This is a genomic window from Peribacillus muralis, assembly GCF_001645685.2.
Taxonomy (GTDB): Bacteria; Bacillota; Bacilli; order Bacillales; family DSM-1321; genus Peribacillus; species Peribacillus muralis_A.
Genome location: NZ_CP017080.1, coordinates 3,371,240 through 3,395,578, shown reverse-complemented (window position 1 = coordinate 3,395,578; position 24,339 = coordinate 3,371,240). Strand labels below are relative to the sequence as shown.

At 45.6% G+C, this 24,339-nt stretch carries 19 protein-coding genes and 1 other annotated feature; of the genes, 15 read left to right on the top strand and 4 right to left on the bottom strand.

The genetic code is table 11. The features are described from left to right. The first annotated feature begins 414 nt into the window (after window positions 1–414). The 3 genes from lonB (at window position 415) to yihA (ending at window position 5,229) form a co-directional block, all read left to right on the top strand. Window positions 415–2,085, top strand: a complete 1,671-nt coding sequence (gene lonB / locus ABE28_RS16490; protein WP_064465897.1) for an ATP-dependent protease LonB — start codon at window positions 415–417, stop codon at window positions 2,083–2,085. A gap of 244 nt (window positions 2,086–2,329) precedes the next feature. Beyond that, window positions 2,330–4,651, top strand: a complete 2,322-nt coding sequence (lon, locus tag ABE28_RS16485; RefSeq protein ID WP_064465896.1) for an endopeptidase La — start codon at window positions 2,330–2,332, stop codon at window positions 4,649–4,651. Next, window positions 4,648–5,229 carry a ribosome biogenesis GTP-binding protein YihA/YsxC gene (gene yihA / locus ABE28_RS16480; protein ID WP_064465895.1) on the top strand — a complete coding sequence of 194 codons (582 nt, stop codon included), beginning with the start codon at window positions 4,648–4,650 and terminating at the stop codon, window positions 5,227–5,229. The genes lon and yihA overlap by 4 nt, the downstream gene beginning before the upstream one ends. Window positions 5,230–5,270: 41 nt before the next feature. Here the strand turns inward: yihA and ABE28_RS16475 are convergent, their stop codons facing one another. Further along, entirely contained in the window at window positions 5,271–5,753 is a 483-nt protein-coding gene (locus ABE28_RS16475) for a LiaI-LiaF-like domain-containing protein (RefSeq protein ID WP_064465894.1), read from the bottom strand. A gap of 253 nt (window positions 5,754–6,006) precedes the next feature. Here ABE28_RS16475 and hemA point away from each other — a divergent pair, with 253 nt between their 5' ends. The 8 genes from hemA to ysxE all read left to right on the top strand — a co-directional run bounded on the left by hemA (window position 6,007) and on the right by ysxE (window position 15,368). Next, window positions 6,007–7,356, top strand: coding sequence for a glutamyl-tRNA reductase (gene hemA / locus ABE28_RS16470; protein WP_064465893.1), 1,350 nt, complete (start codon window positions 6,007–6,009; stop codon window positions 7,354–7,356). A 10-nt stretch (window positions 7,357–7,366) separates the two neighbouring features. Beyond that, window positions 7,367–8,203: a cytochrome C assembly family protein gene (locus ABE28_RS16465; protein ID WP_064465892.1), complete on the top strand. Its 837-nt coding sequence runs from the start codon at window positions 7,367–7,369 to the stop codon at window positions 8,201–8,203. A gap of 9 nt (window positions 8,204–8,212) precedes the next feature. Next, complete coding sequence (hemC, locus tag ABE28_RS16460) at window positions 8,213–9,145, top strand: hydroxymethylbilane synthase (protein WP_064465891.1); 933 nt, start codon at window positions 8,213–8,215, stop codon at window positions 9,143–9,145. Further along, the gene (locus ABE28_RS16455; RefSeq protein ID WP_064465890.1) at window positions 9,145–9,942 is read left to right on the top strand and encodes a uroporphyrinogen-III synthase; all 798 of its coding nucleotides are present in this window, start codon (window positions 9,145–9,147) and stop codon (window positions 9,940–9,942) included. Before hemC ends, ABE28_RS16455 begins: the two co-directional genes overlap by 1 nt. Next, complete coding sequence (hemB, locus tag ABE28_RS16450; protein WP_064465889.1) at window positions 9,939–10,934, top strand: porphobilinogen synthase; 996 nt, start codon at window positions 9,939–9,941, stop codon at window positions 10,932–10,934. The genes ABE28_RS16455 and hemB overlap by 4 nt, the downstream gene beginning before the upstream one ends. Window positions 10,935–10,968: 34 nt before the next feature. Beyond that, window positions 10,969–12,258: a glutamate-1-semialdehyde 2,1-aminomutase gene (hemL, locus tag ABE28_RS16445; protein ID WP_064465888.1), complete on the top strand. Its 1,290-nt coding sequence runs from the start codon at window positions 10,969–10,971 to the stop codon at window positions 12,256–12,258. A 544-nt stretch (window positions 12,259–12,802) separates the two neighbouring features. Continuing rightward, a complete protein-coding gene (gene spoVID / locus ABE28_RS16440; RefSeq protein WP_064465887.1) occupies window positions 12,803–14,200 on the top strand; it encodes a stage VI sporulation protein D in 1,398 nt (465 codons plus the stop codon). 97 nt (window positions 14,201–14,297) lie between these two features. Next, a complete protein-coding gene (gene ysxE, locus ABE28_RS16435) occupies window positions 14,298–15,368 on the top strand; it encodes a spore coat protein YsxE (protein WP_064465886.1) in 1,071 nt (356 codons plus the stop codon). Window positions 15,369–15,424: 56 nt separating this feature from the next. Here the strand turns inward: ysxE and ABE28_RS16430 are convergent, their stop codons facing one another. Then, a complete protein-coding gene (locus ABE28_RS16430) occupies window positions 15,425–15,616 on the bottom strand; it encodes a hypothetical protein (RefSeq protein ID WP_061143490.1) in 192 nt (63 codons plus the stop codon). A gap of 197 nt (window positions 15,617–15,813) precedes the next feature. Continuing rightward, window positions 15,814–16,044, top strand: a binding site (T-box leader). Window positions 16,045–16,087: 43 nt separating this feature from the next. Here ABE28_RS16430 and ABE28_RS16425 point away from each other — a divergent pair. Then, window positions 16,088–18,739, top strand: coding sequence for a valine--tRNA ligase (locus ABE28_RS16425; protein WP_064466137.1), 2,652 nt, complete (start codon window positions 16,088–16,090; stop codon window positions 18,737–18,739). A gap of 56 nt (window positions 18,740–18,795) precedes the next feature. On the opposite strand, the gene ABE28_RS16420 is transcribed toward ABE28_RS16425, so the two are convergent. Together ABE28_RS16420 and ABE28_RS16415 are read right to left on the bottom strand one after the other, a co-directional pair. Then, window positions 18,796–19,641, bottom strand: coding sequence for an ATP-grasp domain-containing protein (locus ABE28_RS16420; protein ID WP_064465885.1), 846 nt, complete (start codon window positions 19,639–19,641; stop codon window positions 18,796–18,798). Then, on the bottom strand, window positions 19,610–20,551 hold the full coding sequence (locus ABE28_RS16415) for an ATP-grasp domain-containing protein (protein ID WP_064465884.1): 942 nt from the start codon (window positions 20,549–20,551) through the stop codon (window positions 19,610–19,612). The genes ABE28_RS16420 and ABE28_RS16415 overlap by 32 nt, the downstream gene beginning before the upstream one ends. Before the next feature lie 99 nt (window positions 20,552–20,650). Here ABE28_RS16415 and ABE28_RS16410 point away from each other — a divergent pair, with 99 nt between their 5' ends. The 3 genes from ABE28_RS16410 (at window position 20,651) to ABE28_RS16400 (ending at window position 24,301) form a co-directional block, all read left to right on the top strand. After that, complete coding sequence (locus ABE28_RS16410) at window positions 20,651–21,934, top strand: bifunctional folylpolyglutamate synthase/dihydrofolate synthase (protein ID WP_064465883.1); 1,284 nt, start codon at window positions 20,651–20,653, stop codon at window positions 21,932–21,934. A gap of 336 nt (window positions 21,935–22,270) precedes the next feature. Then, window positions 22,271–23,023: a prepilin peptidase gene (locus ABE28_RS16405; RefSeq protein WP_180320013.1), complete on the top strand. Its 753-nt coding sequence runs from the start codon at window positions 22,271–22,273 to the stop codon at window positions 23,021–23,023. Window positions 23,024–23,329: 306 nt separating this feature from the next. After that, the gene (locus ABE28_RS16400; protein WP_064465882.1) at window positions 23,330–24,301 is read left to right on the top strand and encodes a hypothetical protein; all 972 of its coding nucleotides are present in this window, start codon (window positions 23,330–23,332) and stop codon (window positions 24,299–24,301) included. Window positions 24,302–24,339: the final 38 nt, after the last annotated feature.

The window sequence follows — 24,339 nt, the reverse complement described above, 5'->3', positions numbered from 1 at the left end:
CCGACCTCCTCTGGATAAGCGAGTGCCTGAAAAGTAAAGCAACGGTCAATGTCCATGTCCTCCAAACCTGTGATTAGGCAGGATTCGAAATACATTTTCACGTAAAGTGGAATGAAACGGAAGGCGGCGAGACTCCTGCGGGAAATGCGTGTCCACTTGAGACCCGCAGGCTGAAAGCCGAGGTGGCTCAAGGACCGCCCGCGGAAAGGGAGCGCCTGCAGTGCAATGAAACGGTCATTGTTCAAACTCACCGAAATTCTAGGCAATGAAAGTCTAACCTCAATCTGAACGGAAAAACGGAATTTCCCTGCCAAAACCCCAAAAATTTACAACGTGGATTTCTTGGATAATTTCGCCCTTCCCAAGGAGATACTAACAGAAATGACAAACTAGGAGAGTGCAGGAGGGAATAGAATGAATTGGACAGGATTGGCGTTATTTATTCAGCTGTTTTTTGGGATTATTATTGGATTGTACTTTTTGAACCTATTGAAAGGCCAGCGGACCCAAAAGGTTTCGATTGACCGTGATTCAAAAAAGGAAATGGACCAATTACGGAAGATGAGGTCCATATCATTGACGGAACCTTTGGCAGAGAAGGTCAGACCTAGCAAATTCAACGAAATCATCGGGCAGGAAGATGGAATTAAAGCATTAAAAGCTGCATTATGTGGACCAAATCCGCAGCACGTGATCGTTTACGGCCCTCCGGGAGTTGGGAAAACCGCAGCAGCCAGACTTGTCCTTGAAGAGGCTAAGAAAAATGGTAAGTCACCTTTTAAGAATTCAGCCGTGTTTGTTGAATTGGATGCGACAACAGCCAGATTCGATGAGCGTGGTATTGCCGATCCGCTGATTGGTTCGGTGCACGACCCGATCTATCAAGGGGCCGGGGCAATGGGGCAGGCTGGCATACCGCAGCCAAAGCAAGGCGCTGTCAGCAATGCTCATGGCGGGGTACTGTTCATAGATGAAATAGGTGAGCTGCATCCCATCCAGATGAATAAACTTTTGAAGGTATTGGAGGATCGGAAGGTCTTTCTCGAAAGTGCCTATTATCAAGAGGAAAATCAAAATATCCCCACTCATATCCATGATATTTTCAAAAATGGGCTTCCGGCCGATTTTCGCTTGATTGGCGCGACCACGAGGACCCCGAATGAAATAGCACCAGCGATCCGTTCAAGATGCATAGAAGTGTTTTTCCGCGAGCTTGACCGGGAAGAGATAATCAAAGTGGCTAAGAACGCCTCCGATAAAGTCGGGATCACGATAAGTGAAAAAGGTTTGCAGTCGGTTTCCGATTATGCCCGCAATGGTAGGGAAGCGGTCAATATGATTCAGAGTCTTGCAGGAATCTCCATTAATGAAGACAGGACCTTCATCAGGGAAGAAGATATTGATTGGATGGCACACAGCAGTCAATTGACTCAACGCATGGATCGGAAAATTGAAGCGAATTCGAAAATCGGCCTCGTCAACGGTCTTGCCGTCTATGGTCCCAACTCGGGAGCGCTGCTGGAAATCGAGGTTACCGTCATGGCAGCATCCAATGAAAAAGGCTCGATAAATATTACCGGGATCGTTGAAGAAGAGAGCATTGGGGGAGGAAATGGCAAATCGATCCGCCGCAAGAGCATGGCAAAAGGGTCGGTTGAAAACGTGATTACGGTTCTTCGCTCGATGGGGGTTCCGGCCGATCAATTCGACATCCATGTGAACTTCCCGGGCGGAAGTCCCGTCGATGGACCTTCAGCGGGGATAGCGATGGCAACGGGCATATACTCGGCCATTTATAAAATCCCTGTTGACCACACAATAGCGATGACTGGGGAAATCAGCATTCATGGCGGTGTTAAGCCGATTGGCGGGGTGATCCCGAAAATCAAGGCGGCGAAGCTAGCGGGAGCAAAAAAAGTGATCATCCCGGCAGATAATATGCAGCCGCTGTTGCTGGAAATCAAAGATATCGAAATCATTCCGGTTACACATGTAAAAGAAGTGCTGGATAAAGCATTGAAAAAGGAAATGATGGCGGAGCAAATACTCACATCCTTGGACCTATCGAAAAAAGAAAGTGTATAAAGGAAGTGCCCCGGCTTAATGGAACCGGGGCATTATAATGAAGTCATGTAATCATTCTCCAGGAAAAATAATTGCAAGTTCAGGCGTGCTTTTTTATTTAATATTGGAGATAATAAGAGCAGTCGAAACGTGATAAGGTAAACGAATAGACACTTCTATATAAATAGGATAGAATTGTTAAAAGGTTGAGAACATGGGTAAATAGTTTACAACGACGATACTAAATAGATGGAGGTGTCAGGAAATGACTGATAAAGAAATCATCGTCCCCCTCCTGCCGCTTAGAGGATTGCTTGTATATCCAACGATGGTACTTCATTTAGATGTAGGCCGAGATAAATCGGTGCAAGCACTTGAGAAAGCAATGGTGGAAGACCATCTTATATTTTTGACGACACAACAAGATGTTTCGTTGGACGAACCAGGCGAAGAAGACTTATTTAAAATGGGCACTTTAACAAAGGTGAAACAGATGTTGAAGCTCCCGAACGGAACAATCCGCGTATTGGTGGAAGGGTTGAACCGAGCGGAGGTCGTTGAATTTTACGATTATGAGACACATTATGGTGCCAAAATAAAAATATACGAAGACAGTGATGAAAAGGATGCGGAACATCAGGCGTTGATGCGCACTCTACTGGATTATTTTGAACAATACATAAAAATGTCCAAGAAAATAACCGGTGAAACATTCACATCCACTTCCGATATTGAAGAGCCGGGCAGATTGGCTGATATCATTGCCTCCCATCTGCCTCTGAAGCTGAAGGAAAAGCAAGAAGTGCTTGAGACCATCGACATGAAGAAGCGATTAAGCCGTGTAATCGAGATCATCAATAATGAAAAAGAAGTTCTTTTTCTCGAGAAGAAGATCGGCCAGCGCGTCAAACGTTCGATGGAACGCACTCAAAAGGAATATTATCTGCGAGAACAAATGAAGGCGATCCAAAAGGAACTGGGCGATAAAGAAGGAAAGACTGGCGAGATTGAAGTCCTTAACGAAAAGATCGAAGAAGCGGATATGCCTGAACACATTAAAGCAGCGGCCTTAAAGGAATTGGACCGGTACGAAAAAGTGCCTTCAAGCTCTGCCGAAAGCTCTGTCATCCGCAACTATATTGAATGGCTGATCGCACTTCCTTGGTCCAAAGCGACTAAAGATGATTTGAACATCCATAAAGCTGAAAGAATCCTGAACAGGGATCATCATGGATTGGAAAAGGTGAAAGAGCGGGTGTTGGAGTATTTGGCTGTCCAGCAATTGACCAATTCATTGAAGGGGCCGATCCTTTGCTTGGTCGGACCGCCTGGAGTCGGGAAAACAAGCCTGGCAAAATCGATCGCATCATCCATGAATAGGAACTTCGTTCGAATTTCCCTTGGTGGAGTGCGTGATGAATCGGAAATCCGCGGACATCGCCGCACATACGTAGGGGCGATGCCGGGACGTATCATCCAGGGCATGAAAAAAGCTGGAACGATCAATCCCGTCTTTTTACTTGATGAAGTGGATAAAATGTCCAATGACTTTAGGGGAGATCCATCTGCAGCGATGCTTGAGGTGCTCGATCCGGAGCAAAATCATAACTTCAGTGATCATTATATTGAAGAAACGTATGACCTTTCCAAAGTCATGTTCATAGCGACGGCAAATAATTTGGGATCCATACCAGGTCCGCTTCGTGATCGTATGGAAATCATTTCGATTGCAGGTTATACTGAAATAGAGAAGCTTCATATAGCCAAGGACCACCTCCTGCCTAGACAGTTGGAGAGCCATGGTTTATTGAAGACACAATTGCAAATACGTGAGGAAGCCCTTACCAAAATCATCCGTTATTATACCCGTGAAGCCGGTGTCCGGAGCTTGGAACGACAGCTTGCAGGCATCTGCCGGAAAACCGCGAAGATCATCGTGTCCGGGGATAAAAAGCGGGTCGTCATTTCTGACAGGAATGTCGAGGAGTTTCTTGGGAAAACGATGTTTCATTATGGTCAGGCGGAGGTCGAGAACCAAGTCGGTGTAGCCAATGGTTTGGCCTACACATCGGTTGGCGGCGATACGCTGCAAATCGAGGTTTCTTTATCACCAGGTAAAGGCAAGCTGATCCTGACAGGAAAGCTTGGCGATGTAATGAAAGAGTCGGCACAGGCCGCTTTCAGTTATGTCCGTTCGAAAACCGAGAAACTTCATATTGATACGGACTTCCATGAAAAATATGATATTCATATTCATGTCCCTGAAGGTGCTGTCCCTAAGGATGGTCCTTCTGCAGGCATCACGATTGCAACAGCGTTAATATCGGCCCTTACAAACAGGCCGATCAGAAAAGAGGTAGGCATGACAGGCGAAATTACATTACGCGGACGGGTCCTTCCAATCGGCGGCCTTAAAGAAAAATCTTTAGCGGCTCACCGGGCAGGACTTACGAAAATCATCATCCCGCAAAATAACGAAAAGGATATTGATGATATCCCGGAGAGTGTCCGTAAAGCATTAACATTTGTTCCAGTCTCACACGTCGATGAAGTTCTTGAGCATGCATTGGCAGGTGCGGACGAATGAAAGTGACAAGTTCAGATATTGTCATCAGTGCCGTAAAGCCTGAACAATATCCCAATACTCCAATACCGGAGTTTGCCCTGGCTGGCCGCTCCAATGTTGGTAAATCCAGCTTCATCAACAAAATGATCAACCGGAAAAACTTGGCACGCACATCGTCCAAACCGGGCAAGACGCAGACTTTGAACTTCTATATCATAAATGAAGCACTTCATTTTGTGGATGTTCCTGGTTATGGGTACGCAAAAGTATCGAAAACGGAGCGTGATGCTTGGGGAAGGATGATCGAAACGTACTTCACTTCCCGTGATCAGCTCCGCGCTGCACTTCTGGTCGTCGATTTGCGTCATCCACCGACAAAGGATGATATCGCGATGTATGAATTCCTGAAGCATTATGACCTGCCACGGATCGTCATCGCCACAAAAGCGGATAAAATTCCGAAGGGCAAATGGCAGAAGCACTTAAAAGTCACGCGCCAAACGTTAAACATGGAAAAAGAAGATGAATTGCTTCTTTTCTCTGGTGAAACGGGCGAAGGGAAAGAACAAGCCTGGGGCGTACTAAAGAAATATATGTAAACAAAAAGGGTATTCCGCTTCCGGAATACCCTTTTTCAGTATTACTTTTTCCGAACTAAAAAATAGATGCCGATTGCCATCAAGGCAAATGGCCAAAACCTTTCAATGTTCGCCGTGCTCGTTTCAACCAGCCCGAAAGAGGTTGTGATTTTATCATAGAATAAGAAAAGCAACGAGATGATCAGCAGTATCAATCCATGAAACATTCCATTATTTGTTTTACGGGCCCGCAGTATAAATCCCAGTGAGATGATTAAAATAAAGGTACCTATATTATCTGGCCATATTTCCAGGTTTTTTACGATGTGAAAATGAGCCCCAAACCCAAGCAAGATCACACCTGGCAGGATCGACTCATATTCATTTCCGCTATAAGCCTGAATCAAGAAGGCGGCCCCCACTATGCACAATAAGGTCGGCCAGCTAAAAAAGCCAGGGAAGATTTCTATTTGAGAATGTTCAAGAAAAAAATAGAGACCGAAACCGATCAATACGATTCCAGGAAAAATACGTTGCGTTTTCATGTTATCCTCCTATCCAATTCGATTACTTGAAGTTTTTTGCCATTTTTGATATGGTACTTTTGTACACAATGTCGAAATATGTATGTAACGTAACGAATCCCGCTTGAAAAGCTTTAGAAGCAATTCAGGCGTATTAACTTCTTTTCATGGTAGCATATGTTTTCATAAACTGTTCATATTATTTGCGGGAATCAATTTTAGTACATGGTATAATAAATTTACATGAAAAATTTTGGGGGTGCAAAACAAAAGGATGCATATTTTAGCGGTTGGTATTAATTACAAAACTGCCCCTGTTGAAATTCGGGAAAAACTATCTTTTAGCGAAGCCGAACTTGCCGAGGCAATGAAAGCTCTTAAAAATAAAAAAAGTATCTTGGAAAATATCATTATTTCAACATGTAACAGAACGGAGATATATGTGGTCGGTGACCAGCTTCATACAAGCAGGTATTACATCAAGGAATTTCTTTCCGAATGGTTCCAGATCGATAAAGAGGAATTTTCCAAATACCTGTTCATCTATGAAGGCGATGGGGCCGTCGAGCATTTATTTTCAGTTACGTGCGGCTTGAATTCCATGATACTTGGTGAAACCCAGATTTTGGGACAAGTACGCTCCAGCTATATGCTTGGACAGAAAGAAGATACGATCGGGACCGTTTTTAACCATCTTTTCAAGCAAGCCCTTACATTGGCGAAAAAGGCCCATTCAGAAACCGAAATCAATACGAATGCCGTTTCTGTCAGCTATGCGGCCGTCGAGCTTGCGAAGAAAATCTTCGGCGGTCTGAACGGCAAGAATGTCCTGATTCTTGGTGCCGGTAAAATGGGGGAGCTGGCCATTCAAAATCTTCATAGCAATGGTGCAGACAGCATTACGGTCATTAACCGTACCTTCCAGAAAGCGGTCGATTTGGCCGGAAGGTTCAATGGTAAGGCGAAACAGCTTCAGGAGCTGCAATGCGCTTTAGTGGAAGCGGATATCCTGATCACCTCCACTGGGGCCAAAGAGCTTCTCGTAACAAAAGAAATGATGACATTCGTGAATAAGCTTCGTAAAGGCCGTCCCATTTTCATGGTCGATATCGCAGTTCCGCGTGACCTCGATCCAACATTGGCGGAGCTTGAGAATGTCTTCCTGTACGACATTGACGATCTTGAAGGGATCGTGCAGGCGAATATCGAAGAGCGCAGAAAAGCTGCCGACAAAATTGAAATGATGATTGAATCCGAAATCGTCGACTTCAATCAATGGATAAATTTGCTTGGTGTGGTTCCTGTCATATCTTCATTGCGGGAAAAATCGCTTTCGATACAGAAGGAAACGATGGAAAGCATCGAGAGAAAGCTTCCGCACTTAAGCGAGCGTGACAAAAAGGTACTGAACAAGCATACGAAGAGCATCATCAACCAAATGTTAAAAGATCCGATCCTTTATGCAAAAGAGCTAGCGGATGAGCCAAATGCAAAAGAGCAATTAAATAACTTCGTGAAGATTTTCCATTTGGAGGAATTGGTAGAAGACCATCTCGTAGCGGATGATGCAAAAGAACGGAACGGCTCCAAGGCATCTCTGCTAAATCCAGTTCCTGTCCAGTAATGAGGTAGATATGGAATTAGAATTACTAATGACAAGATTGCATGAAGTCACTGTATTGCTGTATGCCATCAGTATGCTTTTATATTTTATGGACTTCCTTAATAATGACCAGAAGGCGAACAAGGTCGCTTTCTGGTTGCTTTCTATTGTTTGGGTACTGCAAACAATTTTTTTGTTTCTATATGTATGGAAAACGGGCAGGTTCCCGGTATTGACGATTTTCGAAGGCTTATACTTTTATGCATGGGTCCTCGTATCGTTATCATTAATCATTAATCGATTGTTAAGAGTCGATTTTACGGTCTTTTTTACGAATGTTTTAGGCTTTATGGTCATGGCCATACATACCTTTGCACCTGTCCAGATAGAATCACAAGTTCTGGCACAGCGTCTCGTGTCAGAGCTTTTGCTCATACATATCACTTTTGCCATTCTATCTTATGGGGCATTTACCCTTTCTTTCGTATTTTCACTGCTCTACTTGATTCAATATGATTTATTGAAACGGAAGAAGTGGGGGAAAAGGCTGCTTCGACTCGGTGATCTAACAAAGCTCGAGCATATGTCTTATGTACTTGCGGTAATAGGAGTTCCCTTATTGGTAGTCTCGCTTATCCTTGGCATTCAATGGGCCTATATAAAAGTGCCGGGTGTATCGTGGCTGGATATGAAAATCATCGGCTCGTTCATATTGCTCGTCGGCTACAGTGTATTTTTATACTTGAAAATCCGGAAACAAATGTATGGAAGGACACTGGCCTTTCTGAATATTGGATCCTTCATGATTGTGTTGATCAACTTTTTCCTTTTCGGAAGCCTTTCAACATTCCACTTTTGGAATACTTAGGAGGAAACTATGAGAAAAATTATTGTCGGTTCTAGAAGAAGTAAATTAGCGATCACCCAAACGAATTGGGTCATTGCCCAACTTAAAGAGCTTGGAGCTCCCTATGAGTTCGAGGTGAAGGAGATCGTCACTAAAGGTGACCAAATCCTTGATGTTACGCTTTCCAAGGTAGGCGGTAAAGGTTTGTTCGTCAAGGAAATCGAACAAGCGATGCTGGATAAAGAAATCGATATGGCCGTACATAGCATGAAGGATATGCCCGCGATGCTTCCTTCGGGCTTGACGATAGGCTGCATACCGCCGCGTGAGGATCACCGGGATGCCTTGATATCAAAAAACCATGAAACCCTATCTGAATTGAAGCCAGGCTCCATCATCGGCACAAGCAGCCTTCGCCGCGGTGCCCAGATTTTGGCTAGAAGGCCCGATCTTGAAATTAAATGGATTCGCGGCAATATCGATACTCGTCTAAACAAGCTGAAAACGGAAGATTATGACGCCATCATTTTAGCGGCAGCCGGACTTTCAAGAATGGGCTGGGAACGGGAGACCGTCACCGAATTTTTGGATGAAGACATTTGCATTCCTGCAGTCGGCCAAGGCGCGCTTTCCATTGAATGCCGTGAAGATGACAAAGAATTGCTCGTTGAACTTGCGAAATTAACATGTGAAAAAACGAAAAGGACCGTCGAAGCGGAACGAGCCTATTTGGATAAAATGGAAGGCGGCTGCCAGGTGCCGATTGCCGGATTCGCGGTGGCAAAGGATAATGGCTCCGTATCCTTGACGGCATTGGTCGCTTCTCCTGATGGTAAGGTGATTTACAAGGAAATGGTCGAGGGAGCAGATCCCGAGGCAGTTGGACATGAAGCTGCCAAAAAAATTAGTGAAATGGGCGGTAAAGAGTTGATCGATCGCGTAAAAGAGGAGCTCGATCAGTAATGCTTCCCGTACAGCCCCTTAAGGATTATCACGTACTGATCACCAGAGGGAAAGATCAGGCTGAGGGTCTAATGGCGTCAATCAAGGAAAATGGCGGAACGCCGCTTCTTGTGCCATTGCTGGAGTTCACCCTGCCTGATCATATGGAGGAGGTCCACCAACGCTTAGGGGCGATCCATACTTATGATTGGATCATCTTGACCAGTCAAAATGGGGTGGATTACTTCTTTAAGCTTCTCGGAAAACAGCCGATCATGCTTCCGAAAATAGCAGTGATCGGCTCCAAGACGGAAGTCGCCCTGAAACGATACGGATATAAAGCGGATTTCGTACCATCCGAATTTGTTGCCGAAGGGTTCGTTTCGGAGTTCATTACCACTTTGGCACCGGGAACCCGTGTGCTGCTGGCGAAAGGAAATCTCGCCCGGTCCGTCATTGCGGAGGCCATTAATGAAGCCGGATCATCATGCGATGAAGTGATCATCTATCATACCGTACTTCCAGCAAGCAGCGAACAAGAACTCGTACATCTTATAAAGAATCATGCCATTGACATCATAACCTTTACGAGTTCTTCGACGGTCAACCATTTCCTGCAGACCATGGAGCGCCATGAGCTGGGTGCATATTTAGACCGGATAGTCATCGCATGCATCGGACCCATCGCCGCTAAGACGGCTGCCAGACATGGATTATCAGTGGACGTGTGTCCGGATGTTTACACGACGGAAGCCATGGTTGCCGATATCATTCTCTTCATCATGAAGCGAAATACCAAGGGAGGAACTTTACAATGAAAAACATTCCATTCAATCGCCACCGTCGCTTGCGTGCAAGTGCAGGCATGAGGGCTTTGGTCCGTGAAACGCAATTACATAAAGAGGATTTGATTTATCCCATCTTCGTCATTGATGGTGAACAGGTAAAAAATGAAATTAACTCGATGCCGGGGATCTATCAGCTCTCCATGGATAATTTGGAGGCGGAAATGGATGAAGTGGTCAGTCTTGGCATTAAGTCGGTCATTTTATTCGGTGTTCCCTTTGAACATGACAAAGACGAGCATGGTACAGGGGCATTTCATCATAACGGACTCGTCCAGGAAGCGACCCGCCTTATAAAAAAACAATATCCCCAAGTGATCGTCATTGCTGACACCTGCCTTTGTGAATATACAAGCCATGGTCATTGCGGAGTGGTGGAAGGGGAAAAAATCCTTAATGACGCATCCCTTGACCTCCTTGCCAAAACGGCAATAAGCCAGGCAGAGGCCGGAGCTGATATCATCGCCCCTTCCAATATGATGGACGGGTTCGTTGCAGCCATCCGCGCCGGACTGGATGAGGCTGGCTATGAAGATATTCCGATCATGTCCTATGCCGTGAAATATGCTTCGGCCTTTTACGGCCCCTTCCGCGATGCTGCAAATGGCGCGCCGCAATTTGGCGATAGGAAAACGTATCAAATGGATCCTGCCAACCGCCTTGAAGCATTCCGTGAAGCTGAATCCGATGTCGCCGAAGGTGCCGATTTCCTGATCGTTAAACCGGCACTCGCTTACATGGACATCATCCGTGATGTTAAAAATAATTTCAATCTCCCTGTCGTTTCCTACAATGTCAGCGGTGAATATTCCATGGTCAAGGCAGCTGCCCAAAATGGCTGGATCGATGAAAAAGCGATCGTAATGGAAATGCTGACAGGCTTGAAACGTGCTGGTTCCGACTTGATCATCACATACTTCTCAAAAGATGTTGCACGGTGGATGGACGAAGATCTACAAAGATAATAAAAAAACCGGTAATGGAAAAGGGGATTAAAACATGCGGTCATATGAAAATTCGAAAAAAGCGTTTGCCGAAGCAGTGAATTTGATGCCGGGCGGAGTGAACAGCCCGGTGCGTGCCTTCAAGTCTGTGAACATGGACCCGATATTCATGGAGCGCGGCAAAGGCTCAAAAATGTATGATATCGATGGCAATGAATATATCGACTATGTTCTTTCATGGGGACCGCTCATCCTAGGTCACACAAATGATCGTGTCGTCGAAGCATTGAAAAAGGTAGCCGAATCAGGTACTAGCTTTGGAACGTCTACGGTGATCGAAAATGAGCTCGCTAAGTTGGTCATGGACCGCGTGCCTTCGATTGAAATGATCCGGATGGTGTCTTCCGGAACGGAGGCGACCATGAGTGCGCTGAGGTTGGCGCGAGGCATTACAGGCCGGGATAAAATCCTGAAATTCGAAGGCTCTTACCACGGTCATGGAGATTCCTTGTTAATCAAAGCAGGCTCGGGCGTTGCGACGTTGGGATTGCCGGATAGCCCAGGAGTACCGGAAGGCATTGCGAAAAATACGATCACCGTGCCATATAATGACCTTGCAGCAACCAAATATGCATTTGAACAATTTGGCGAAGACATTGCATGTATCATCGTCGAGCCAGTTGCCGGGAATATGGGTGTCGTGCCGCCGCAGCCAGGTTTCCTCGAAGGCTTACGGGAAGTGACGACCAAATACGGGGCACTATTGATCTTTGATGAGGTCATGACGGGCTTCCGTGTCGGGTATAATTGTGCCCAAGGATATTTTGGCATCGCACCGGACCTTACCTGCCTTGGAAAAGTGATTGGCGGTGGTCTGCCGGTAGGAGCCTTCGGCGGCAAGCGTGAATTCATGGAACGAATTGCACCGAGCGGAACGATTTATCAAGCGGGAACATTGTCAGGAAACCCGCTGGCCATGACGGCTGGTCTTGAAACACTCAGCCAATTGACTCCAGCATCTTATCAAGAATTCACCCGTAAAGGCGATATGCTTGAAAAAGGTATTGGTGAAGCAGCCCAAAAATATGGAGTACCGCATACTTTCAACCGGGCAGGCTCGATGATTGGACTATTCTTTACAAATGAAGAAGTCATCAACTACGATACTGCCAAAACATCCGATTTGGAATTCTTTGCATCTTATTACCGGGAAATGGCGGACCAAGGCATTTACCTCCCGCCGTCCCAATTCGAGGGCTTATTCCTATCCACTGCTCATACTGATGAAGATATCGAAAAAACCATCTCTGCTGCAGAAAAGGCTTTTGCCCAATTGAAAAAATGACTTGAATGAAACTGCTAAGTCAGACTCCCTTTTTTGAAAACGGGAGCCTGACTTTTTTTTATTTTCGCGAACGTGGCTGGATTAAGTTGGGCTTAGGCCGAATTAAGTTGGGTGAAGGCCGGAATAAGTTGAGCGTAGGACGATTTAAGTTGGTTGTAGGACGAATTATGTTAGATGTAGGCCGGAAAAAGTGGTTGCAGTCCGACTAAATTTGGTTGTAAGCCGGAAAAAGTGGTTGTAGGCCGAATTAAGTTTGGTGTAGGCCGGAAAAAGTGGTTGTAGGACGAAAAAAGTGAAATCCAGGCCAAAAAAAGCAGAATCAAGGGCAAAAAAAAGCATAATGCAGGACAATTTATAGTGGATGTTGTCTATATAAGGTCGATTCAGGTGCAATAAGAATCTGCGCGCTGCAAAATCTCCTTTCCATGCTGCAGAAAACGGGGGACAAGGTGAGTTTCCATGAAAGAAGGAATAATCGATAGTCTTCCCTCATAGATTGTTATTGGTATATGTACCGTTTCTGAAGCTGAAAGGAGGAGTTGTCTTGTCGCAAGAAAATGAATCGTATTTACGATTTTCTTTAGAGGAATCCGTTTGGTTCCAGAAGGGACAGGAAGTGGCTGAGCTTTATTCGATTTCACTGGATCCGAATGTGACGATTCAAGAGAGTGATCAATATGTTTTTATACGAGGCTCGTTAGACTTATGCGGTGAATATAAGGATTCGCAAAATGGTGAACAAGCGGAGTTTTCGCAAACCTTTTTGCCAAAAGCCGTGCAAAAGGTCGAGAGGCATCTCAATGGACTTAATGAGTTCACACACCGTTTTCCGGTTGATATAACGATACCGACTAATCGGATTGCCTCATTAGAGGAGATTGATGTCTCGATCCAGAGCTTTGATTATGCGTTGCCTGAACATAACTGTTTGAAGTTGCAGGCGGATTTGCTGATTACTGGTATTTATAATGATTCGTATGTGGAAGAGCGGTTCGATACGGAACAGGAAGTAGCGGAAATGGAGGAACAGGAAGAAACGGATGGTGAAAATGAATCTTACATTCCTTATGCGGCTGGTATGCCGACCATTCCGGATTTCCAGCCTATTTTCCGTGATGACGAGGAAGATGAGTTATATACGCCATTTTCTGCAGAGGCCAAACGGGTAGCGGAAGCTGAGGAAGAGGAAGAAGAGCCGATTTTCTTAAGTGATCAAAATAGTGCTCCTGTTTTTGAAATGCCGGTTTCTCCTTATCCTGAAGAGGAGGAGTGGGAAGCGGAGGTAAGCAGGCAGGAAGATATGAATGTTGCCAGTGAACAAGGAACCGGGGAACCTGCCGCATCCATTCAAGAAGAGAAGCCAAGCAGACAGGAAAAAACGATAGAGAAGGTGGAGACGGCAAAGGAGTCCTTGAAAGCGGAAGAAGCTCAGGAGATTGTTGGCAGTGAACAAAGTGCTCCGATTGCCAGCGGTCCTGTGTCGCGTTTTAAAACCGAGGGCAGCCCCCGTCAGGAAGAGAATGAAGTTGTGGCAGCCGGTCCGGTTCTCAACGAACAGGTGAAGGTGGAAAAGGATGAGGAGCTTCCTTCATCGATAAGTGACCTGTTCAAAGAACGGGAAAGACCGGCACCGCAAGCGAAAGACAAGGAAGTGAAAACTTATAAGGGCAGGAAGCAAGCTGCGGATCGCGATGAAAAAGAAGCGGCTGAACATGGGGAAAAGCAGTCTTCCATCATGGATTTATTCGGCAGAAAGCAAGAAGAAGAGTTGGTGAGGATGAAGGTGTGCATCGTTCAGCAAGGAGAAACGCTGGAAGATTTGGCCCAGCGTTATGATGTAACGGTGCAATCGATACTTTTCAGCAATGAATTGGAATCGAATCAAAATATCGAGGAAGGTCAAGTCGTCTATATACCGAAGGCAGTTGCCTATAAAAATTAACCATGACAGAGAGCAGAGCATATAAATGGCCTGCTCCTGTTTTTTACTAGGGAAAAGGTCGGGTTTTAGTTTTTATTAAAGAAGGTGAGTGAGTCTCGTGAGGGAAAACGAGAATCAGCAGTCGGCTAATCGGGATCGGGACACGGAATCCGTCTTGAAGGAATATGCCCTTTATGTACAATATATTGAGGATTTCGGACGGGTGAAGAAAGTATATAGTGATCGTGGTACGTTTGCCTTGAAATCGATATTACCGCATAATGGGATCGATTTTATAAAAAATGTCCAAAAGCTGTACCATCGCGGTTATAATCGGATCGTTCCCATCTATCAAACGATGGATCAACGTTATGCCGTCCTCCATAATGGCCGGTTGTATTACTTGATGCCCTGGCTGAACAACGAAGGGGATGGGGAGCGCGATGAGAAGCATAAGCAAATGTTCCGGGAGCTTGCCCGGATGCATACGCTGACCGTAAAGGATATACAAGTGGATATAGAAGAACGGGAAGCGCACTATGAGCGGACGCTTGATGCTTGGAATAACGAGAAGGACTTTATGGATGAGTATATTGTCAGCTGTGAAAAGAAGTGGTATATGTCGCCGTTCGAAATGTCGGTATGTACGTTCTTCACTGATATTTCACAGGCACTGAAGTATTCGATAAAGAAGTTCGAAACCTGGTATGAGAAGACGAAGGAAAGTGAAAAGGTTCGAACCGTAGTTACTCATGGTAAGGTTTCCCTTAAGCATTTCGTTTATGATGAACGGGGATATGGTTATTTTATCAATTTTGAGAATTCGAATACGGCGCCGCCACATTTCGATTTATTGCCTTTTCTCGTTAAATCTGCGAGGACGTATCCAGTCCAATGTGATGACTGCGTCGACTGGCTATATAATTACATGCGCTATTTTCCGCTTAAGGAGGAAGAGCTGCTGCTCATGCAGAGCTATTTAGCTTTTCCTGGGTCGGCTTTGGAATTGGTGAAGGGGTATTCGGATGGCAGGTCGAAGCGTTCAGAGCTTGATCATGTCACCCAGTTGCAGCGGCAATTCTGGTTATTGAAGAATGTTGAGTATATGGTGATGAAAATCGAGGAAATCGAACAGCAGAAAAAGGCAGCTGCCGAGGCCGCCAAAGAAGAGCAATCACCCTCAAGCTAAATATACATGATTGGATCATTTCCAGTCATGTATATTTTTTTGCTGTAAGGGAATAATTAAATCCATTCGAAATATAAAGACATAGCCAGGAAAATGAATGCGACCAATAGGAGCATATCAAAGAACGTCGGGAAAATAAGGGTCCGCAACCCTTGAAATACGATGAAGGGAACGATGAATTGCTGGCAAACACCACGGAATTTTTTCATCCAAGGCGGTAAAGTATAGGGAGTATATCTTCGCTTCATATTGATTACCTTCCTTTTTAGGACTTCTTGTATTGTATGGGTGCCAGTGGAAAAGGTGAAAAAGCCGTCACATTGACCGTTATTGGAGGATACTATGAAATATCCTTAAAAAAGTAAGCGAAAAGAGGATTGACTGGAGACCCATATTTTTTGTACTATATACTATATGCGTTTAATGATTTTACATATGAATATAAATCAAAGCTAAGACCGGAAATAGTAAGATGAAATGCACTTTTCAGAGAGGAAGCCGATTGGTGGGAGGCTTCCGGGCAGCAGCATCCGAAGTCGTCCGTGAGCAGTTTTCGTGAAAGATTTTTAGTAGCGAAGGCCGGTGAAGAGCCGTTATCCGATTTGAGAGCCGAAAGGGATTATTTCTCTTTTTCGGAAAAAAGGTGGCACCGCGAACAACTTCCTTCGTCCTTTTATGATGATGGAAGTTTTTTTTATGCCCAAAAAGGAGGAAATGATATGGAAGAGAACCAGATTTCGATGCCGACCAAATATGATCCGCAGACAATAGAGAAAGGCCGCTATAAATGGTGGCTGGATGGGAAGTTTTTTGAAACGACGGGTGACGATACAAAAGAACCTTATACGATTGTCATCCCGCCGCCGAACGTGACAGGCAAGCTGCATCTTGGCCACGCATGGGACACGACGCTTCAAGATATATTGACGCGCATGAAAAGGATGCAGGGGTATGATGTATTATGGCTGCCGGGCATGGACCATGCCGGTATCGCGACGCAAGCGAAGGTGGAACAGAAACTACGTGCTGAAGGCGTAAGCCGCTATGACCTTGGACGTGAAAAGTTCGTTGAAGAAACATGGAAATGGAAGGAAGAATATGCCAGCCATATCCGCGAACAGTGGTCAAAGCTAGGTCTTGGGCTTGATTATACGCGTGAACGCTTCACTCTTGATGAGGGGCTTTCAAAAGCGGTCCGCGAAGTATTCGTTTCCCTTTATAACAAGGACTTGATTTACCGCGGCGAATACATCATCAACTGGGATCCATCAACGAAAACGGCGCTGTCCGATATCGAGGTCATTTACAAGGATGTTCAAGGTGCGTTCTATCATATGAAATACCCTTTAGTGGACGGCCCGGGTGAAATCGAAATAGCCACAACCCGTCCGGAAACGATGCTTGGCGATACGGCGGTTGCTGTACACCCTGAAGATGATCGATATAAACACTTGATCGGCAAAATGGTCCGCCTGCCGATCACGGGCAGGGAAATCCCGATCGTCGGTGATGATTATGTCGATATGGAATTCGGCTCCGGCGCGGTGAAAATCACTCCGGCACATGATCCGAATGACTTTGAGATCGGCAACCGTCATGATTTGGAGCGCATCCTCGTCATGCATGAAGATGGTTCGATGAATGAAAAGGCTGGTAAATATGAAGGCATGGATCGCTTTGAATGCCGTAAACAAATCGTCAAAGACCTTCAGGAAGAGGGTGTACTCTTCAAAATCGAAGATCACCTGCACTCAGTCGGACATTCAGAGAGAAGCGGAGCTGTTGTCGAGCCCTATTTGTCCACGCAATGGTTCGTTAAGATGCAGCCGCTTGCTGATGCTTCGGTTGAACTTCAAAAAGGGTCCGATGATGAAAAAGTCCATTTCGTTCCAGACCGTTTCGAAAAAACATACTTACACTGGATGGAAAATATCCGTGACTGGTGCATTTCGCGTCAACTATGGTGGGGCCACCGCATTCCGGCCTGGTACCATAAAGAAACAGGTGAAGTGTATGTAGGACATGAGGAGCCTGCTGATGCGGAGAACTGGGAACAAGACACGGATGTTCTGGATACATGGTTCAGCTCGGCTTTATGGCCGTTCTCGACGATGGGCTGGCCAGATGCGGACAGTGTCGATTTCAAACGTTACTACCCGACCGGTGCACTTGTTACGGGCTATGACATCATCTTCTTCTGGGTGTCAAGGATGATTTTCCAAGCTCTTGAGTTCACGGGTGAACGTCCATTCGAAGATGTGCTGATTCACGGTCTTGTTCGTGATGAACAGGGACGCAAGATGAGTAAATCGCTTGGAAATGGGGTCGATCCGATGGATGTCATCGATCAATACGGCGCCGATTCCTTGCGTTACTTCTTATCGACCGGCAGCTCACCAGGCCAGGACCTTCGTTACAGCACGGAAAAGGTCGAGGCGGTTTGGAACTTCTCGAACAAAATCTGGAACGCATCCCGATTTGCTTTAATGAACATGAATGGCATGACATATGATGAAATCGATTTAAGCGGCGAGAAATCCGTAGCCGATAAATGGATTTTGACACGTTTGAATGAAACGATCACGAACGTGACGAGGCTCGCGGACCGTTATGAATTCGGTGAAGTCGGCCGTGTGCTTTATAACTTCATCTGGGATGACTTCTGTGACTGGTATATCGAAATGGCGAAGCTTCCATTATACGGGGAAGATGAAGCGGCAAAGAAAACGACACGTTCAATCTTGGCTTATGTGCTTGATAACACGATGAGGCTGCTGCATCCTTTCATGCCATTCATCACAGAAGAAATCTGGAAAAACCTACCTCATCAAGGGGAATCCATCACTGTTGCCGCTTGGCCGGAAGTGAACGAAGAATTGACGGATACGGCTGCAGCCGAGGAAATGAAGCTGCTTGTTGAAATCATTCGCTCCGTCCGTAACATCCGGGCTGAGGTGAACACGCCGCTAAGCAAAAAAATCAATTTGATTTTAAAAGCGAAGGACGAATCCATCTTGACGACACTGCAGAAAAACAGCAGTTATATCGAGCGTTTCTGTAATCCTGAACAATTGACGATCGGAATCGAAGTTGAAGAGCCAGCTCAGGCGATGACAGCTGTCGTAACCGGAGTGGAGTTGATCCTTCCGCTTACAGGACTGATCAATATTGACGAAGAAGTGAAACGTCTCGAAAAAGAACTCGACAAACTTAACAAAGAAGTGGAACGGGTGCAGAAAAAATTGGGTAACGAGGGCTTCGTGAAGAAGGCGCCAGCAAGCGTCATTGAAGAAGAGCGGGCCAAAGAAAAAGACTATAGCGAGAAACGCGACTCCGTGATCCACAGAATCAATGAACTGAAACAACTGTAAAACAAAAAGGATGGACTCAGCTTTTGCTGGTTCATCCTTTTTATTTCTCCAGCGTCCTAAAAGGAAGAGATTCTTTCTTTGATGAATGTGAGGTACTCCCTGACAATATTCATGTCGCTTAAGGCACTTAACGTCCGGCTGCCCACGACATCCTCGATTTCGTTGAGCATCAGGCTGCCATCTTTGGCAAAAATGAAATCAATGCCGACCAGGCCGAAATCAAAGGCTTCGATAACTTTTTCAACAAGCGCTAAATCGTGTGAAGTCAGCTCATATAAAGAAGCTGTTCCGCCTAATGTATAATTCGCCTTGAAGCTGGATGCAGATTCGCGGAGCACGGCTGCCTGCACTTGGTTGCCTACTACAAAGACACGGATGTCCTGTCCGAACCGCCCGGGCTTTTGGACAATCCAATTTCCATCATTCAACTGGGCCAAATCGGCGTTATTCTCGATTAAATAAACCTGCTTCCCGCCGCGTCCCCCTGTTTCTTTAGCGATGAAGGGGAATTCCATATCTTTGGAAGTCGGCCTTCCGTTGCAATATACGGTATCGGTCATTGGGATTCCCAGAGCTGATAAATGCTGATGCGTCTTGGCTTTGTCATTCGCCATTTCGGATACGAAAGAGGAGTTGAAGCAAGCAATCCCCATTTGTTCCAGCTGCCTCGTGAAAAAAGGATCGATGGTCCTCACGATGGCGAAGGCTGGCAAGGAGAGGGGCCCCAACATATGCTCGACATATAGTTCATTGAAGCGATGGCCGATCCTAAGATCCTCACGGTGGTATATATGCAAATCAAGATCGAGCGTATTTGCCTCGTCTAGCATCCAATCTATGTATCCTTTATTTTTTGCGGCATCCTCGCGTTTATAAATCAGCCAACCTGCTTGTTTTTTCATCTGTCGTACTCCCTTTTCCTAAATTGTTGAGCACATGCTCAAACATGCTGTCAGCGATGTTGATGCCAGTGCATTCATATATATTCAGTAAATGCGAATTAGAATTGACCTCGCACAAAAGCGGGCCATCTTCCCCAAACAACAAATCGACCCCGGCAAACGAGGCGCCGAGAAGCTTTGCACAGCGAATCGCCAGTTTGGCTTCCTCCTTCGTGGGCGTGTAGGGTACGGCCTTGCCTCCAGCAGTCATGTTCGCTCGGAAGTCGTGCTCGGAATGTCGTTGCATCGCAGCGACGACTTGATCGCCGACGACATTGACACGAATGTCCCGTCCTTTGCTGTGCCTGATGAATTCCTGGATGATAAAGGGTTTGTGGCCAAGTTGACGGATCGTCATCAGAAGCTCTTCCTCAGTTTGGAGCAAATAAACTTGTTCCCCGAAAGAACCGTATGATTCTTTGACGATGAGCGGAAATCCCAGTTCGCTCCCGATTTGTTTAAACACATCCATATCAACCCTTTCGATACCTTCGTATGTGAAAGGGGGAAAGATGGTCTTTGGCATCGGTATGCCATGCCCCGCTAAGGCTTGATGGGTTTTTGCTTTGCTGTCGCAAATGTCGATGGCGGTACTGCTGTTATATACCGGAAGGCCAAGCAACTCTAAATGGCGTGCCAAATGAATGTCTTTATCCATGAACAGCACAAAATCAGGCAGCATTTCAAACGCTCCTTTAAGCAGGGGAACCCCTTTTTCTATGACTGGAATAAGGTCCGAATTACGGATTAAGGTTGCTTTGATCTTTTGTCTTTCAGCCGAGTCTTGAATGAACAAAGCTAAGCTGGAAAATTTATCATGCTGTAAATAGCCATTCACGACGATCCAACAGTGGAGGTCAGAAGTTTTCATGAAATAACACTACCTTTCATCTAGGTTAATCGTTCATATATTGATAAAATAATCTTAACGCATGAGAGCGGTATAAAGATAGAGGAGGCTCGATGATTAATGGCAATGACCATGAAAGAAATCAATCATTTTTTTGAACGACGCCAAGTTCGGCTGGGCATGAATTTCGGCCTGTCCCGCATGGAAGCATTATTAAAGAAATTAGGCAACCCGCATGAAGGGTTAACGTATATTCATATTGCCGGCTCGAATGGCAAAGGATCGACGCTGCAGTATATGAAAGAAATCCTGTTGGCAGAAGGGGTCACGGTCGCTTCGTTCACATCCCCGTATTTAAGCCGCATGAATGAGCAGCTAAAGATAAATGCGGATGAAATCAGCGATAAGGATTTCATCGCTGTGTTCATGGAAATGTGGCCGTCCATCCAAGAGATGGATCTTGCTGGCAGTGGTCCCACCCAATTCGAGATACTGACAGCCATGGCGTTTTCTTATTTTAGCAAAAAAGAGCCGGATCTGGTCTTACTGGAAACCGGGCTTGGAGGCAGGCTGGATACAACGAATGTCATCAAGCCGCTACTATCGATCATTACCTCGATTTCATTGGAGCATACGAATATCCTCGGTGATACACTGGCTGAAATCGCTTCAGAGAAGGCGGGCATCATTAAAAACGGGGCGCCGGTCATAAGCGGAGTGAGGGAGAAAGAACCGGCGGACGTGATCGAAGATAAGGCGCATGCAGTCGGTGCTCCGTATTACCAATTAGGCAGGGATTTTCATGTATCAAATGTCGAGATAAGCGAAGGCAAACAAAGTTTCTCGCTTACGCATGAAAATGGGACAATCGATCATATCGATATGAACATGTTGGGCCAGCATCAAATCGAGAATGCTGCATTGGCCATTGCTGCTGTCCTGATTGGCCTTGAACGTATCAATGAAAAAAACATCCGCAAGGGAATAGCGGATGCGAAATGGGATGGCCGTTTTGAGATGGTTTCCAAAGATCCTTTGGTGATCATGGATGGTGCCCATAATCCTGCGGGCATTCAGGTACTCGTGGATGCGCTGAAGGTGCATTACCCTGAATATAAGTACCGATTCGTTTTCAGCTCTTTTAAGGATAAAGATTATGCCAAGATGCTGCATGAACTTGAAAAAGATGCGCTTGAGGTCATCGTTACCGAATTCGTCCATGATCGGGCCGCCGATGCGCAGGAGCTTTTTGAAGCAGCTCATCAAGAGAATAAACAGTTAATCAAGGATTGGAAGGCGGCCATAACGGAAGGAAGGCGGAAGACAGGGGATAAGGAGATTCTTGTCATCACCGGTTCCCTGCATTTCCTTTCATTTGTGAAAACATTCCTGTCTGTTGAATGACTGATCTGGTTCGGGAAAGATTAATCCCGTTGGCGTGAAGGAAATGTGCGCAGCAGCAAAGGATCGTTGCCGGATTCCTTGGCTTATTATGAAGTCAATGTCAGCTAACATCTAGTATATTTGTTAAAATATGCTTATATATTGTTTGTAGATGACTGGAATCAATAGAGGATGGGGATTTTTACAGAAGGGAAGGCATGGAGGAGAATGATATACGGGGAGATGATTGGCGATGAAGTACCGTAGCGGGCATTGTACAATGAATATCCTGGCAAAGGAATGGAACGTGCTGATGAAGGAGCCTGTACAGATGAATTCCTTGTGCAGAATACATATATGATAAGTATCCATATTTATCTCTTCGTCCTTGGTTTAGTTTTGGGCTCATTTTTTAACGTTGTCGGTTTAAGTGTTCCGGTAAGTCAGCCATTTGTGAACCGTCGCTCCGCTTGCCCCTCCTGTGGGCGTACCTTGACGTCCTTCGAGCTGATACCGGTTATTTCCTATATGCTGCAGGGCGGTAAATGCCGGGGCTGCAGAGCTGGAATATCCCCCATATACCCAGTCGTGGAACTGCTGACTGGCACATTATTTGCCTCTGCACCACTAGTCCTAGGCTGGTCTGACGAGCTTCTTATTTGCTGGACCTTGATCTCATTATTGATGATCATCTTGGTATCCGATGTGATTTATATGCTCATACCTGATAAAATCCTACTTTTCTTTATGGTGATTTTCATTATGCTGAGAGTATCATTCCCGCTGTCTCCATGGTGGGATTCAATAGCTGGGGCCTTGATGGGCTTCAGTCTGCTTCTCTTGATTGCCATAGTGAGCAAGGGCGGTATGGGCGGCGGGGACATCAAACTGTTTGCCGTGATAGGATTTGCACTGGGAACGAAGCTGATGCTATTGTCCTTTCTTTTTGCGAGCTTTTATGGGGCGATCCTTGGCATCATCGGTATGCTCACCGGCGTCCTAGAAAAGAAAACCGTCATACCATTCGGCCCGTACATCGTTTTTGGGACATTGACGGCTTATTTTTGGGGCGATCACATTGTGCATTTGTACGCAAGCTTCCTAAGATGAGCGTAAAGGACCATTCCATAAAAGTGGGAATTTGTCACAATTCCCCTCTGTAAGCAAAGCTAGTGAATTTCCCCCATTCGCTTACAGGTGAAAATGAAGAATCGGAGTGGCTCGTAATTGGTGAGGCACGGATAATGATGCGGCAATGAACCAGAAGTACCAGTCACTTCGGAGTGCCGTGTAATCCAGTAGCCGGCAAAAGGGAAATTTGACGAAACCTATTAATGACAAGACGACAAAAGTCTTGTTATTTTTTTTTTGCACTATGATAGGATGAAAAAAATGATTAGGAGAGGAGGAAAAAAAGTGGGCAAGTCAGGAAAAAGCAAAGGTGTCACGATTAAAATTAATGGGGAAGAAAAAGTGTTTGCCGATAATGGCAGAATGGAAAGCGAAGAGGCAGCGAGTGAAGAGCAGGAGCAACAAGATGAGAGTTTCGAATGGATACTTCCTGATGAAATGAATGAGAACAAGATTGTATTGGTCCCTTCACCTCCAAAGAAGAAAATGCCGAAGCTTATCGGTTTTGGTGCCAGCTCACGAAAAGGCTCGGGAAATAGGCCGATTAAAACATTTTTGATCGCCGTCATTTGTGCCGTGTTTTTTGGGTCGATTCTTGGCTTGATTGCCGTTAAAACGATCACCAGGGAAAAAGCCGCGGTTCCATCAGTCGAGACTCCCATTTCAACGAAGGCTCCAGTTGAGGATAAAAAAGCGGCAGTGAAGGAGAATGGGAACCAGTTGAAGACATTCCTTGTTCAGGGAGGAGTGTTCAGCAGCGAGGATGCGGCTAAGCAAATACAAAAGAAAATTTTGGAAAAGAAGGTTCCCGCTGAAATTTTCAAAGTGGAAGACAGCTATTATTTATTCCTGGGTTCCGCAGAGAGTCTAGCTTCAAGTAAGGAGCTGGCCTTATTCTTGAAATCCTATGATGTGGATGTATATTGGAAGGAAATCAATTTGGAAGGCTCTGTAAAAAATGGAGGAGATGAGCAAACTCTCGACAAGATGAAGAATGTATATGCTTCGTTAGCGGAAATATCCGCTGCCAAGCTTCGCGGTAAGGAAGCGACAGTGAACAGAGAAGCGCTGAAGAAAAACCTGAATGAATTGAAAACGGCGAAAGTGTCGACAGAGTTATCGAAAATGAATGCTGACCTGTCTGCTGCGGCAGAGTCGATCGCCGAATTTGAGCTTTCCAAAAAGGAAGACAAGCTACTGCAGGCACAAGGAAGCCTTCTGGAATTTTTATCGAGTTACCAAAGTTCAGCAAGTTAACTGACGAGTACAGGGAGCTATCCAACCGGACAAGCTCC